Below are 13919 nucleotides of genomic sequence, written 5' to 3' on the forward strand. Positions count from 1 at the left end.
CTGCCTTATAATACGGGATTGTGGCCTTTACCTGACGGCCCGACGGGTGCGGCATTTGGTTTACCCAGTCTGATGGCCGCGCATGGGAAAGGGCCCGCGAAATGCATCCGGCGGGCCCTTTCCATCTTCGGCCTCAATGGGCGCCCAGTTCCCTGGTCAAGCGATTGGCGTGGTAGATCTTGGCCAGCGCCTCCTTCAAGGCGCCGACCGAGACCCAGACGGCGCGGTTGACCGAACCGTCATAGCCGTAGTCGCCGCCCAGCGACTGGATGTTGCCGTCGAAGATCAGGCCCACGACTTCCGCGTCCTTGTTGATGACGGGGGAACCGGAGTTGCCGCCGATGATGTCGTTGGTGCTGACGGCATCGAACTTCTGCGCCGGATTGATGGCGTCCTTGGCCTTCAGCCAGCTGTCGGGCAAGGCGAAGGGGAAGGCGCCGGTGGCGCGATCGAAGGTGCCGCCCATGGTGGTGAAGGGCGCCACGTGCTGGCCGTTCTGCTCATAGCCCCTCACAGTCCCATAGGAGACGCGGGGGCTGAAGGTGGCGTCCGGGTAGATGGACGTGCCGTGCACCTTGAACATGGCCTGGGCGATGTAGCCGGCGTTCTTCTGCTGCACGGCCGAGACGTTGGCCTCGACATCCCGGCGGGCGGCCAGGGCATCGGCGTCCACCAGCTTGGCGAACTTGATCATGGGATCAGTGGAGGCGTCGACGGCCGCCTGGCCCCCCTCCAGCAGGCTCTTGCGCACCGAGGGATCGCCCAGGCTGGAGCCTTTGACCAGGTCATCCGCGATCTGCTGGGCGGAGCGGTTGCCGAAAACCTTGCGCACGAGGGGGTCGTCGGGGCCCAGCTGACGCTGCATGTAGACCAGCTGCATGCGCATCAGCACCCGTTCCAACTCCGGATAGACCGGACTGCTGGACAGCAGGCGCTGGCGGATGAAGGGGAAGTTGGCGTCGGTGTATTCCCGCAGACGCTTGCCGTCCGGCAGGGGGCGTTCGCCGCCGGCGCGCACCAGGTTACGGGCATAGGTGAACATGTCGGACTGGGTGAAGCTGCGGCTGCCTTCCAGCACGTTGTAACGCGTGGCGACCACGGCATAGTGGTCCACCGACTTGGCGATGGCCGCCCAGGGGTCGCCATACTGCTGCTTCAACGCCGGGTCGGCGTCGATGAGGGCCTTCAGCGCCGCCTCATCCTTGCGCTTGGCATTGATCAGGGCCGGGTCGACAAGGGTCTGCAACCCGCCGTACAGCGCCTTGTAACTGTTCTCCAGGGTGAACAGCTTGGTGCGGGCGATACGGGCGTTCTCCTCGCCCTGCGCCGTGAACTGCAACAGGATGCCGCGCAGTTCCGACAGGTACAGCAGGCGGTCGGGCAGCGCGTGGTCGCGCTCGTATTCCAGCTCGGCCACGGTGTCCAAGCGCTCCGTCCGGCCGGGATTGCCTGAGGTGAAGACCAGATCCCCCTCGTCCGCGTCATGAGCGGAGTAGGGGAAATAAGTGGCCTTGGTGTTCAGCGGCTTGCCATCCTTGTCGTAGACGCGGACGTAGGACACGTCGAGATCGTAGCGCGGGAACTCGAAATTGTCGGGGTCGCCGCCGAAGAAGGCGATGTCCTCTTCCGGTGCGAACACCAGGCGCACGTCCTGATACCGGTGATACTTATAAAGATTGTAGGCGCCGCCATGGTACAGCTCGACCACGTCGCAGCGGGTGTCATCGGCGCCACCGGTGCATTCCGTCTGAATGGCGGCCTGCACCTCCTTCAAGGCGGCGGAAAAGGCGTCGCCTTCCTTGCCGGCGGTGGCGGCGTTCACCCGCTGGGTCACGTCCGTGATCTGGACCAGCTGGTTGACCTCCATATCCGGGCACCTGGCCTCGTCCTTGAGGTCGGCCGCGTAAAAGCCGTCCTTGATATGGTTGTGGTCGGCGGTGGAGACCTGCTGGATGCAGGCGCGGGCGCAGTGGTGGTTGGTCTGGACAAGGCCGCTGGCGGAGACAAAGGCGCCAGAGCAGCCACGCGCCAAGCGGACGGATGCCAGTTGCACCCGCTCCAGCCACTTGGGATCCGGGCTGAAGCCATAGGCCTGCTTCACCTTGGCGCTGGGGAAATTGTTGAAGGTCCACATGCCTTCATCGGCGCCGGCCACGGTGGGCGCCAGCAACAGGCCAGCCAAGGCGGCGGCCGCCAGGGCGCTCAAGGGCGCGCCCTTCAGGAAATCGCGCATATAGAAATTCCTCACGACAGGTCGATCCCGTGCCCCGCAGCCGGGTTTTCCGACTTGCAGCATGTCTGTCGCGGGATTGCAAGGTCGGTGGCGATGCCCCGGCAGGCGCCCGCCGCCACCCCGTCTCAGGCCGCCAAGTCGCCCATCATCAGGTCGGGTAGAGCGTCCGGAAACTCCGGCGCCTGGTCGAAGGGCGCCATGGCCGACAGGCTGTCGGTGCGGAAGAAATAGACCATGTGGCTTTTCAGCGGCGTGCGGCCCGGCGGCGGCGGGGCGTTGCGGTCACGGCCCCAGCGGCGGGGATCCACCACCGTCAAGCCGTATTCCGGCAGAGCCTGGCGCTTCTTGGCCAGGGCCACCAGCCGGGCCTTGAACACCTTCAGGTCGCTTTCGGCGCCAACGCGCAGGCGCAGCTTCTCGATGTTCATCTTGAAGGCGCCCTGGTTGCCGCAATGGGCGCGCGCGATCTCGTAGAGCCGCTTTTCCGTGGGTGACAGCTTGAAGTAGTCGGGGTGGTAGGTGAGGATTTTACGGTCCTTGACCACCGCGCGGTACAGCCAGTCGCACAGCTGCACCGTCAGTGACTTCATGGTCTTCCCGCCATCCTTGTCGCGGCGATAGTTGATACGGTAGTCCAGCACCCAGGAGAAGGCGCCCGTCTCCCCCTCGCCACCGGTCTCCAGGTTGGTCAGCACCTGGGTGGACTGCAGGCGCTTCAGCGCGTCCTCCAACCGTTGATAGGCGGTGTTGGTGGCATGAATGCCCACCACGCGGAAGAAGTCGTGGCCGGTGAAGGTGAGACGCGGGCTGACCGGTTCACCGCGGTTCAGTTTGTCCTGGATCAGGGACACGAGGTAGATCAGCACCTCCTTGTCCCAGATGTTGGCGACGCCGTGCTTGGTGCCGGTGACCTCGATGCGGACGGTGCCGTCATCGTAGATCGGCAATTCCGTCACCGTCTCCTTGCTGAGGGCGAAGAAGTTGAAGACCATGACCAGGCGGTCGTTCTTCACCTTGCCGATCAGAGGGCTGTCCAGCGCCAGGGCCAACTGGCTGCCGGCCATCGGGGCTTCCACCATGGCTGGCGCGGAAATCCTGTCCGCAGTCCCTGTCGTCGTCCCCGCCATTGTCGCCACCCTTCACACAGCAGACCCCATCCACCATGGATTGGGCGTTCGGACTCTGGATGATGAACGCGGCCAATCGCCGCCGCCAACGGCAAAAACACGCTTGGTTGCCGATCCCTTGAGATTCTGGCGGCGCGACCCCCAAAATCTGGTGTGCACCCCGAGTCGATACGATTGCTGGTATCCGAACCCGTGACCTTGGGTAACCGAACCCTTGAATCGACTCGGCATGGATCCGGGCGACTCATTGCGGCGGGTCGAAATCAGGCGGACTCGGGACCATAGTGAGTCGGATCGCGGTATCAGAGTCCGGAACCGGCCTGCCCAAACCCTTAACCTCAAGGGAACCGCAACCGGAATTGAGGGAACGGCAACCAAGATCAAGGGTATGGCAACCGACTCCGGCCGACTCGCCCCATTTTCCCTCAAGGGTTCGGATACCGTTTTTCCCAACTCCAGGGTTCGGCAACCATTGGCCAAGGGTTTGATGACCCAAAGCCCGAGGGTTTGGAGTCCGCAGCCCCAGGGTTCGGATACCGGGAGTCGTGGGAACGGTTACCAAACACCCTATTAAGCTATTGGAAAGATGCCGTTTTCTGGCGCTGTAACAGTTAAACCCTATATCTGTTTAACCCTGAATCCTTTTAAGGAAACTATCCACAGGCCAGCCTTTCATGGGCGGAAATAGTGGTCACGGGATCAGGCTCGGCGGGTTCCAGAGCAGGCTTGGCCCTCCATCTCGTCCCCCGATCGACGCGCGCTCGTCAACGGTGCTCCCGCAAAAACCCAGCAAACGCGCCATTTCTGAAGCGCACCTCCTCCGTCGGAAATTGGTATCCGTTCCCTTGAAGATCGGGGGCCGCCAAGTAGAAGATCGCCGTGGTTTCCAGTCCCGATCGTCCCGCTTTCAAGGTTACAGTTACCAAAGACGACGATGCAGCCAATTGATCCAATCCCATCAGCGAATTTTTCCGCCTAATCGGCAAAAAATCGACGGTGAGGCAGTTATCCGCATATTTGCCTGAAGATCGCGGTTGGCGTCCGGATCGCGGTTGGGCATTATCCGCCCATCTTTGGCAGCCCCTCGGATACACCAATGACCACCGATGTCAGCGCGCCCGCCGATAACGCCATGCCGGCCAGCGGCGACCCCCTGCAAATCTTCTTGGACCACTCGGAAGGCTGTGACGCCATCCAGCGCAAGATCATCGAGGTGCAGGCCTATCCCGGCCACGCCAAGAGCCTGCGCCTGTTCCCCACGTCGGAGGCGGCTCGGCTAATCCGCATTTCGGAAAGCCATCTGCGCGCCCTACTGAAGAATGAGCAGTTCCCCCAGGGCACCGTCATCGGCGGCAACAACCGCCGCGGTTTCACCCTGGCGGAGGTGAACCAGATTCGTCGCCAGCTGTTCCAGCAGACCGGCGATGTGCGCTATCGCGTGGGTCGCGATCGTGAGGCCGGGGAAAAGCTGTCGGTGATCACCGTCGCCAATTTCAAGGGTGGGGCGGCCAAGACCACCCACTCCGTCCACCTGGCGCAATACCTGGCCCTGCAAGGCTACCGGGTGCTGATGATCGACCTGGACAGCCAGGCCAGCGCCACCTCGCTGTTCGGCTTCGTGCCGGATGAGCAGTTCGACCGGCTGGACACGCTGTATCGCCTGTTCACCCTGGACGACAGCCAGCGCATCAACGATCTGCGGCCGCTGGTCCAGAAGACCTATTGGGACGGGCTGGATGTCATACCCGCCAACCTCGGACTGTACTCCACAGAGTTCGAGGTGCCGGTGCGGCAGATGCGCCAGCGGGAACTGCGCTTCTGGCGGATCTTGCAGGACGCGCTGCCCAGCATCGACCAGGACTATGACATCATCGTCTGCGACTGCCCGCCGTCGCTCAGCTATCTGTCGATCAACGCCGTCATGGCGGCGAACTTCCTGTTGATCCCCATTCCGCCATCCATGTTGGATTTCAGTTCCGCCGGGCGCTTCTTCCGTATGGTCTATGAGACGCTGTCCACCCTGGCCCAGGCCGAGGGCGGCCGGGTGAAGACCTTCGACGCCGTCCGCCTGTTGGTCTCCAAATACCAGACGGCTGACGGCAACCAGAGCCAGTTGGTGAAGTGGATGGGCAGCATCTTCGCCGACACGCTGCTGGAAAACCGCATGGCCCTGACCACCGGCCTGGATAGCGCCGGCAACCTGAAGCAGAGCTATTACGAGCTGGAAGCCAGCGACGTGAACCGCCGCACCTATGAGCGCGGGCTGGAATATCTGAACAACGTGAATGCCGAGATCGAGCGGGTGATCTGGGACATCTGGAAGCGCACGCCGGCGCGGGAGGGGACGCGATGAGCCGCAAGGACAGAATGGCCGAACTGGACAACGCCATCGGCGACCTGACCGCCACCCGGGCGGCGCGCCCGGCCGCCCCGCGTTCCGCCATTCCCATCGTCAACCAGATCGAGAGCGTGTTCCAGGACAGCGCCAAGGAACTGGAGACGCTGCGCGACAGCGGCCGGGTCTTGCTGGAGCTGGACCCGGCCGACATCCACAGCACCCAATACCAGGACCGGCACACCGCCGCCTTCGCCGACGCCGCCTTCGCCACCCTGGTGCAGGACATCCTGCGGCATGGCCAGTTGGCGCCGGTGCTTGTGCGTCCGGCGGCGGACGGCAACGGGTATGAGCTGATCGCCGGTCACCGCCGAACGGCCGCCTGCCGCCACCTGGGGCGCAAGGTCGTGGCGCGGGTGATGCAAGCGGACGACCGCGACTTGCTGATCAAGATGGTGCAGGAAAACGAGGCCCGCGCCGACATCTCCGCCTATGAACGCGCGGTGCAGTTGAAGACGGTGCTGGATACCGGGCTGATGAGCCGGGCCGAGTTGATGGAGCGGTTGGACTTCAGCAAAGGGCATCTGTCGAACCTGCTGAAGTTCGCCGAGCTGCCGGCCACGGTAGTCGCCGCCCTGGATGACCCGCGTCCCCTGAAGATCAGCGATGGCGCCAAGCTGGCCCGGCTGATGGCGGAAAGCGAAGAGGCCGCCGCCCGGGTGGAGGCCACTGCGGCCGAGCTGAGCGGGAAGGGGGCAGATGACAATTTGAGCTTCACCGCCCGGCTGCGCGCCCTGATGGCGGCGGCGCTGGGGGACGGTGTGGCTGAGCCGGAGTTGGCGGGGGAGCGGGTGATCCGGTCCCGCACCGGTCAGGTGCTGGTGCGCCTGTCCCTGCACGAGGGCCGGCCCATCCTGCGCCTGGCGGCGGGTTTGCCCCCGCAGGCCCTGGACTCGTTGTTCGCCCAGTTGCCCGAGGCGCTGCGGCGCTGTGGCCTGGATGTGCCGGACTGAGGACCTGCCTTCCATATAGGTCTGCGGTCGACCCCCGGTTTTTCTGAAAAAACTTCGAAACGGCCCCGTCCCCGCGACGGGGCTTTTTCTTTGCCCCAAGGGTCGCAAACAGCAGACATCTTCAAGGGAACGGTTACCGAAGTTTTTTCAGAAAAACTGGCGTCGCGAAGCACGTCGGAGCCAATGAGCATCATTCCACCATATAGGCGCGATAGGCATCGCGGCCGGAAATCTCCAAGACCAAGCGGTCGCGGTGCAGCCCATCCAGTAGGGTGCGGGCGGCCGTTCCGCTCATCTCTAGGGCGTGGGCCAGCCGGCCGGAAGTGACGACCGGCTGGGCCAGCAGGAAGGCCGCCACCTGCGGTCCCCGCGAGGTGGAGCGCTTGGGCCGCAAAGCTTCCGCCAGTCGAACCTCGGCGAGGCGCAGACGACGCAACAGCGCCTCGCCCCGGGCCAGGCTGCGGGTGGCGGCGTTGAGGAAGGCTAGCATCCATCCCTCGTGCCGGTCAGGGCGATACTCCATGGCATGGCCCAGGAAGCCGATGGAGGGCATCAGCACCGGGCCACCGGCGAAGGCGGGATGGGTCGGGCTGACGAAGGTATCCGAACCCTCGAAGGTGGGCCCGTCCAGGCCGCTGCGGCGGGCGATCACCAGGCCCTGGCGGGCAGGCCACCACGCGGCCAGCAGCCGGCCCAGGGCGGCACCGGCGCTGCGGTCGGCGCGGACACGGTGCCAGTGGGCCAGGAAGCCGGCGGCACCGATGAGCGCGGGTGCCGCCCGGAAACGCGACAGGTCATCAGGCGCCAAGGCGGCCTGCAACACGGCCCAACGCTCTTCCGCCTCCACCTCTTCCGCCGCCCCATTCCACAGGGAAAAGCCCGCGTTCCGGGCCAGGCGGATACGGTCCAGGGCCGCCAGCCGGCGGGGGGTATAGAGATGACGGGGATGACGGGCGGCGATGCGGCGCACCAGGTCATAAAGGGGCAAGGCTTGGGCCAGGTCGGGGTCGGGCGCGCGGTCCAGGCTGTCCCATGCCAGCAGGCGCAGGTCCGCCGTATCGACCAAGACACCGTTCAGGCGGGCGGAAGCCGCGGCTTCCTCAATGGCCATGCGATGGGTCCAGCCGGCGGCGACGGCCGGGCTGCTGCCGGCCAGCACACAATCCAGCCGAACCAGCGCGGCGGTGGCCGCCTCCAGCGCCAACAGCTCCTCGGCGGTGTGGTTCGGGGGGAGGGGACCCCCATCCAGCGGCGCGGGGGCGGGGAGGGGGGTGGGGGACGCCTCGGTGCTGGCCGGGCCTTGGGCTTTGGCCGGGGCATAGGGGTTCCCGGGCACATCCCACCAGTCTTCGCTCACCTTATCCCCCATGCATCGTCCCCGGAAACATTGGACACGTACAGGTCAGAAAGCAAGCTATTATGGATTTAGCTTTCCTCTGGTGGAACCGCCGCGCCAGCGGTCCGGCATCAGAGGTATTTGGTGATCTCGGCCATTTCCGACAGCCGTGCCCGGGTTTGGGTGGGCAGGGGGCCCGTGGCCTCTTCCAAATGATGCTCGATATGGTGCAGCACCAGGGCGATCTTGGCTTTGTCGACGGCCTTGACCACGGCCTGCAGCTGCTGGGCGATGGTCAGGGCGTCGCGCCCCTCCTCCACCATCTGCACGATCTTGGCGAAGTGGCCTTGCGCCCGCTTCAGGCGGTTCAGGATGTCGGGGGTGGTCGCGTGCGTCATTCCTTGACTCCTATCCCCCTGGGGGGATCAAGTCAAACCACCTGTAGGACCGTCGGGCGATGCGCTGCCGCGCCCTTGGGCTGAGGCCGCCATCGCCCCATGGACGGGGCACAGCCGGGTGCGGCGGGGCCGGCGTTCCAGGCCCTTGGATTTGACCGCAAGACCCGGGATGTCGTGTCGGTGAGCCGGGGGTACATCAGGGGCAGGAACGACCCCATATCAGGATGACGATCATGTCCCCCGCTACCGCACTCCGGGTCCCGATGACGTCCGCCCCGACCACCGCCCCCCTTGAGGCAGATGCCGACCCGCGTTGGCAGGCGCTGCTCAACCGGGACGCCAGCCAGGACGGCCGCTTCGTCTATTCGGTGAGGACCACCGGCGTCTATTGCCGGCCCTCCTGCCCCTCCCGTTTGGCCAAGCCCCGGAACGTCGCCTTTCATGACAGCTGCGCCGCGGCGGAGCGGGCGGGCTTTCGCGCCTGTAAGCGCTGCAAGCCGGACCAGCAGGGCACCGCCCAGCGACAGGCCCAATTGGTCGCGGAGGCCTGCCGCACCATCGAGACGGCGGAGGAGGCGCCAGGCTTGGAGCAACTGGCCGACCAGGCCGGCCTCAGCCCCTATCACTTTCACCGCGTGTTCAAGGCCATCACCGGCCTGACGCCCAAGGCCTACGCCACGGCCCACCGCGCCCGCCGGGTGCGGGATGAGTTGAGCCGCCCTGGCGCCACGGTCACCACCGCCCTCTATGATGCAGGCTTCAACGCCAGCAGCCGGTTCTATGAGGCGGCGGACGGCATGTTGGGCATGCGGCCCGGTGACTACCGCGCCGGTGGCGCCAATGCCGACATCCGCTTCGCCGTCGCCCAGTGCAGCTTGGGCGCCCTTCTGGTGGCGCGCAGCGAACGGGGCATCTGCGCCATCACCCTGGGTGATGATCCCGACACGCTGGTGCGGGACCTGCAAGATCGATTCCCCAAGGCGCGGCTGACGGGCGATGACCCGGAGTTTGACGCCTTGGTCGCCCGGGTGGTGGGCTTCGTCGAGGCGCCGCGACTGGGGCTGGACCTGCCGCTGGACGTGCGCGGCACCGCCTTTCAGCAACGGGTTTGGCAGGCCTTGCGCGCCATTCCGGCGGGGGAAACGGCAAGCTATGCCGAGGTGGCGGCCAGCATCGGCGCGCCCAAGGCGGTGCGGGCGGTCGCCCAAGCCTGCGCCAACAACGCCATCGCCATCGCCATTCCGTGCCACCGCGTGGTGCGGACCGATGGGGCGCTGTCCGGCTATCGCTGGGGTGTGGAGCGCAAGCGGACCCTGCTGGCGCGGGAGCGGGCCTGATGGATGGCCCAGGATCCCCGAGCGCTGGCATTGATGGCGTGGCCAGCATCGACGCTTATGATTGGCCGGCCATATCCAGGGAGTTGGACGCGTACGGCTGCGCCGTATTGCCGAGGCTGCTGACCCCGGAGACCTGCGGGGATCTGTCCGCCCTGTACGCGCGCGACGAAGGCTTCCGCAGCCGGGTGATCATGGGCCGCCACGGTTTCGGCATGGGGGAGTACAAGTATTGGGCCTACCCCTTGCCGCCTGTGGTACAGGCCTTGCGAATCGGTCTCTATCCCCGGCTGGCGCCGCTGGCCAATCGGTGGAACCAGCGGCTGGGGGAGGATGTGCGCTATCCGGACAGCCACGCCGACTTCCTGGCGTTGTGCCACCACGCCGGGCAGGTGCGGCCCACGCCCCTGCTGCTGCGGTACGGGCCAGGCGATTACAACTGCCTGCACCAGGACCTGTATGGCGACCGGGTGTTCCCCTTGCAGGTCGCCGTGCTGCTGTCGGAACCGGGGTGCGATTTCACGGGTGGGGAATTCGTGATCACGGAACAGCGGCCGCGCATGCAGTCCCGGGCCGAGGTTGTGCCCCTGCGCCAGGGTGACGGCGTCGTCTTCGCTGTCCACCACCGGCCGGTTTCCGGGACGCGAGGCACCTACCGCGTCACCCTGCGCCACGGCGTCAGCCGTCTGCGTTCCGGCCAGCGCCACACGCTGGGCATCATCTTCCATGATGCGGTTTGATGCTCGGGCATCCCTGAAAAACGAGGGTGGCAAGCGGGCGGACGCCCGCGCCCGCAGGGCATAACTAACTGGGGCTGGCGACCTTCACCTGGCCGCTGACGATGGCTTGGCGGGCGCGGGCCACCGCCTCGACGATGGCGGGGGTCCAGACGGCCCGGTTGTCGGCGTCCACCACCACGTCCACCCCGCCCTCCTTCAGGCCCAGGCGCGTGATGCCGGAGGTGAAGGTCTGGCTGCGGCCGGCTTCGAAGGCGCGGGCGATGGCCACGTCCAGGCGCTTGACCATCGAGGTCAGCATGCGGCCGGGGTAGAGGTAGTTCTGGTTGCTGTCCACGCCCACGCCCAAGGCCCCCTTGGCGTGGCCGATGTCCAACGCGCCCAGGCCGGACACGCCGGCGGCCGGGAACAGCACGTCGGCCCCGTGGCGCAGCATGTCGCGCGCGATCTCCGACGCGGCGAAGGGATCGGAAAAGCCCTTGGGGTCGCCCGCCACCAGGCCGGTCATCACCGTGGCATCCGGCCGGGTATCCTTGACGCCCTGGGCGTAGCCTTTCTCGAACCGCTCGATCACCGTCGCCGGCATGCCGCCGATGAAACCGACCGTGCCGCTCCTGCTGGCCAAGGCCGCCGCCACGCCCACGAGGTAAGAGCCCTCGTTCTCCGCGAAGAGGACGGAGGCGACGTTGGCCCCGGGCACCACGCCGTCGAACAAGGTGAAACGTACGTCCGTATGTTGGGGCGCGAAGGCGGCCAGCGCGGTTTGGAACCGGAAGCCGATCAGCGCCACGTCGGTGCAGCCGGCGGTGACGGCGGACTGCAAGGCGCTGGGGTAGGCGTCTTCGCCCGCTGGCTCGAACTCGGCCACGGCGACGCCTGACTTCTGGGCGAAGGTCTGGCTGCCGTCATAAGCCATCTCGTTGAAGCTCTTATCGAACTTCCCCGCCTCGGTATAAACCACACAAGGTTTGAAGGCCGCCGCGCTGGCAATGCCAGCAGTGCTGGCAAATAGCGCGGCCGCAAGGACGATCCGGATCATGCTGTCTCTCCTCAAGCGGCGGCTTCGGTGGCGCGGACCTGGCCCAGGAATCGGCGCACCGCCTCATCCAATCGGGCGGCCTGGTCGGCCAGCCCTTGGGCGCTGGCCCGCACCTGTCCGGCGGACTCGCCGGTCGACAGGGCGGCGGTGTGCACGCGGCCGATGGTGCTGTTGACCTCCTCCACGCCCAGCGCCGCCTCGCTGATCGACCGGCTGATCTCGGCCGTGGCGGCGTTTTGCTCCTCCACCGCCGCGGCGATGGTGCTGGACACCTGGCTCAGCTGCACGATGGTGCCGCCGATCTGGCGGATGGAATCGACCACGGCGCCCACGGCGCTGCGCACGGCGGCGACTTCGCCGGCGATGTCGCCCGTGGCCTTGGAGGTCTGGCCCGCCAAGCTTTTCACCTCGGACGCCACGACGGCGAAGCCCTTGCCGGCGGCGGCGGCACGCGCCGCCTCGATGGTGGCGTTCAGCGCCAGCAGATTGGTCTGGCCGGCGATGTCGTCGATCAGCCGGGTGACGCTGCCGATGCGCTCGGCGGCGCCGGTCAGGCGCTCCACCATGTCGGCGGCGCCATCCGCCTCCTCATTGGCGCGTTGCGAGATGCTGATGGCCTGCTGCAGCTGGCCGCTGATCTCCTGCACCGACAGGGACAGCTGTTCGGTGGCGCCAGCCACGGTCTGGGTGTTGCGTGAGGCCGCCTCGCTGGACATCGCCACGGTGTTGGCCTGCTCGGCGGTGGCATCGGCCGACTGGCCCATGCTCTGCGACAGGGCGGTCATCTGCGCCGCCGCGTCCACCAGGGCGGCGATGATCCCGCCCACCGACTGTTCGAAGCTGTCGGCCATGGCCGACATGGCGGCCTGCCGCTTCCCCGCCGCCTCGCGCCGCTCGTTTGCCAGTTGCACCTCATGTTCGCGCACCTGCACGGCGTTGGCGCGGAAGACGGTGACGGTGCGCGCCATCTCCGCGATCTCATCGCTGCCGCGCGTGTCGATCTCCACGTCCAGATCGCCGCCGGCGAGCGCCAGCATGCTGCGCGACAGGTTGGCGACGCGGCCCGCGATGCTGCGGCCGACATAGAACACCGCCACGCCGACGGCGATGGCGACACCGGCCAGGCCGGACGCGATCAGCAGGCCGCGGGCGAAGGACACCACGTCCTCCAGCGCCTTGGCCTGGGTGCGCACTTCCGCCTGGGTCTGGGCGCCCAATTCCGCGCCCAGCTTCTGCACCCGCGCGGCGATGGCCGCACTCTGGTGCAGCAGGCTGGTGCTCTGGTCCTGCGCGTCGGCCAGGCGGCTTTTCATCACGGCCAGCCCACCGGCGGTGACGTCGCCGAAGCCGGGGGCGGCGGGAACCGCCTCGCCCAAGGCCACGCGGGTCAACACCTCCAGGCCGGCGCCCACGGTGGCGCGCGCCTCGGCCGGCAGGCTGGCCTGGGTGGCCCGAAGATGCTGCAGGGCGTTCGCCAGGGCCGCCTTGGCCGCCGCCGGGTCCTCACCCGCCGTGGCCGGCGCCGCCAACAGCGCGCCGAAGGCCTGCACCTCGGCCAGGGCGGCCAGGATCTCCGGGTTGGGGGCCCGGCCCAGGGCCGCCATCAGGGCAGCCTGCGCCCGCGCGTTGGCCTCGGCGGCGGACGCCTCCTGCGTGGCGACGGCCTGACGCAGGCGCCAGCGGGCATCCTCCGCCCCATTCAGTACCTGCAGCAGGGCGGAAAAGCGGCCGCCCAGCACCCGCAGCTCATCCAATTGCGGCGTCTGGCCCAGCTGGGCATTGGCTTGCCGCAGGGCGTCGTTGAAGGCCTTCTCGGCCACGGTCAGGGCCTTGCGGGTGGCTTGCGCCTCTTCATGCGTGGTGGCGATGGACGCGTCCATGGAGGTGCCGGCCAATCCCTCGGCCGCTCGGGTCAGGGCATCCAGTGTGTCCAACCGGGGGAGGGTCTCGTCGACAATGCCGTTCAGTGTGCTGTCCACGCGGGCATAGGTCAGCCAGCTCTGGCCGGTGATGACCAGCATGGCCAGGATGATGGCGCCGAAGGCCAGGCCCAGCCGCGCGGCCAGACCCAACCGCCGCTTGCCCTGTTGGGTGCGGCCGGTATTCCGCATGTCGGCATTCCGCATAATTGTAGGCAGTGTCGTCACGGCGACCATGGCTCCGTCCCTTCCCGATGCGGTTGGAGAGGCCTGGGCGCGTCATTCCCCCATGTCACCGGGCGGAGTTCAGCCCCGTCCCGTTCCCCTGACCGCGAACGCCGTCCCCTAAAAGCCCCCATCAGGCCGGTTGGACGTCCGTACAGTCATAGGAAATCTTGATGATCACTGTGTGACAATCCGGGGGACGGACAAAGAAAAAACTGACCAT

Annotated in this window: 10 protein-coding genes; 4 read left to right on the top strand and 6 right to left on the bottom strand. The window is 66.7% G+C overall.

The window, feature by feature from the left end:
* Positions 1 to 133: 133 nt before the first annotated feature.
* Positions 134 to 2233, bottom strand: a complete 2100-nt coding sequence (locus tag UAJ10_RS29430) for a S46 family peptidase (RefSeq protein ID WP_322918949.1) — start codon at positions 2231 to 2233, stop codon at positions 134 to 136.
* Positions 2234 to 2358: 125 nt separating this feature from the next.
* A complete protein-coding gene (locus tag UAJ10_RS29435) occupies positions 2359 to 3312 on the bottom strand; it encodes a replication initiator protein A (protein ID WP_322918950.1) in 954 nt (317 codons plus the stop codon).
* Positions 3313 to 4456: 1144 nt separating this feature from the next.
* On the opposite strand from UAJ10_RS29435, the gene repA reads away from it, so the two are divergent.
* Together repA and UAJ10_RS29445 are read left to right on the top strand one after the other, a co-directional pair.
* A complete protein-coding gene (gene repA / locus UAJ10_RS29440) occupies positions 4457 to 5713 on the top strand; it encodes a plasmid partitioning protein RepA (RefSeq protein ID WP_322918951.1) in 1257 nt (418 codons plus the stop codon).
* Positions 5710 to 6708, top strand: coding sequence for a ParB/RepB/Spo0J family partition protein (locus UAJ10_RS29445; protein WP_322918952.1), 999 nt, complete (start codon positions 5710 to 5712; stop codon positions 6706 to 6708). The genes repA and UAJ10_RS29445 overlap by 4 nt, the downstream gene beginning before the upstream one ends.
* Before the next feature lie 190 nt (positions 6709 to 6898).
* Here UAJ10_RS29445 and UAJ10_RS29450 read toward each other — a convergent pair whose 3' ends face one another.
* Together UAJ10_RS29450 and UAJ10_RS29455 are read right to left on the bottom strand one after the other, a co-directional pair.
* On the bottom strand, positions 6899 to 8077 hold the full coding sequence (locus UAJ10_RS29450; protein WP_322918953.1) for a hypothetical protein: 1179 nt from the start codon (positions 8075 to 8077) through the stop codon (positions 6899 to 6901).
* Positions 8078 to 8175: 98 nt separating this feature from the next.
* Entirely contained in the window at positions 8176 to 8442 is a 267-nt protein-coding gene (locus UAJ10_RS29455) for a metal-sensing transcriptional repressor (RefSeq protein WP_322918954.1), read from the bottom strand.
* Between the two features lie 233 nt (positions 8443 to 8675).
* Here UAJ10_RS29455 and ada point away from each other — a divergent pair, with 233 nt between their 5' ends.
* Positions 8676 to 9779, top strand: a complete 1104-nt coding sequence (gene ada / locus UAJ10_RS29460; protein ID WP_416235416.1) for a bifunctional DNA-binding transcriptional regulator/O6-methylguanine-DNA methyltransferase Ada — start codon at positions 8676 to 8678, stop codon at positions 9777 to 9779.
* Between the two features lie 38 nt (positions 9780 to 9817).
* Complete coding sequence (locus UAJ10_RS29465; protein ID WP_322918955.1) at positions 9818 to 10516, top strand: 2OG-Fe(II) oxygenase; 699 nt, start codon at positions 9818 to 9820, stop codon at positions 10514 to 10516.
* A gap of 64 nt (positions 10517 to 10580) precedes the next feature.
* Here UAJ10_RS29465 and UAJ10_RS29470 read toward each other — a convergent pair whose 3' ends face one another.
* Both UAJ10_RS29470 and UAJ10_RS29475 read right to left on the bottom strand, forming a co-directional pair.
* Positions 10581 to 11552: a BMP family lipoprotein gene (locus UAJ10_RS29470; RefSeq protein ID WP_322918956.1), complete on the bottom strand. Its 972-nt coding sequence runs from the start codon at positions 11550 to 11552 to the stop codon at positions 10581 to 10583.
* 11 nt (positions 11553 to 11563) lie between these two features.
* On the bottom strand, positions 11564 to 13663 hold the full coding sequence (locus UAJ10_RS29475) for a methyl-accepting chemotaxis protein (protein ID WP_322918957.1): 2100 nt from the start codon (positions 13661 to 13663) through the stop codon (positions 11564 to 11566).
* Between the last annotated feature and the right edge of the window lie 256 nt (positions 13664 to 13919).

This window comes from Nitrospirillum guaranorum, from assembly GCF_034653275.1.
Taxonomy (GTDB): Bacteria; Pseudomonadota; Alphaproteobacteria; order Azospirillales; family Azospirillaceae; genus Nitrospirillum.

Bases quoted from the DNA above. Each gene is read 5' to 3' on its own strand.
- UAJ10_RS29450 (WP_322918953.1), bottom strand. From the start codon at position 8,077: ATGGGGGATAAGGTGAGCGAAGACTGGTGGGATGTGCCCGGGAACCCC.
- UAJ10_RS29455 (WP_322918954.1), bottom strand. From the start codon at position 8,442: ATGACGCACGCGACCACCCCCGACATCCTGAACCGCCTGAAGCGGGCG.
- repA (WP_322918951.1), top strand. From the start codon at position 4,457: ATGACCACCGATGTCAGCGCGCCCGCCGATAACGCCATGCCGGCCAGC.
- UAJ10_RS29435 (WP_322918950.1), bottom strand. From the start codon at position 3,312: ATGGTGGAAGCCCCGATGGCCGGCAGCCAGTTGGCCCTGGCGCTGGAC.
- ada (WP_416235416.1), top strand. From the start codon at position 8,676: ATGTCCCCCGCTACCGCACTCCGGGTCCCGATGACGTCCGCCCCGACC.
- UAJ10_RS29430 (WP_322918949.1), bottom strand. From the start codon at position 2,233: ATGCGCGATTTCCTGAAGGGCGCGCCCTTGAGCGCCCTGGCGGCCGCC.
- UAJ10_RS29445 (WP_322918952.1), top strand. From the start codon at position 5,710: ATGAGCCGCAAGGACAGAATGGCCGAACTGGACAACGCCATCGGCGAC.
- UAJ10_RS29470 (WP_322918956.1), bottom strand. From the start codon at position 11,552: ATGATCCGGATCGTCCTTGCGGCCGCGCTATTTGCCAGCACTGCTGGC.
- UAJ10_RS29475 (WP_322918957.1), bottom strand. From the start codon at position 13,663: ATGCGGAATACCGGCCGCACCCAACAGGGCAAGCGGCGGTTGGGTCTG.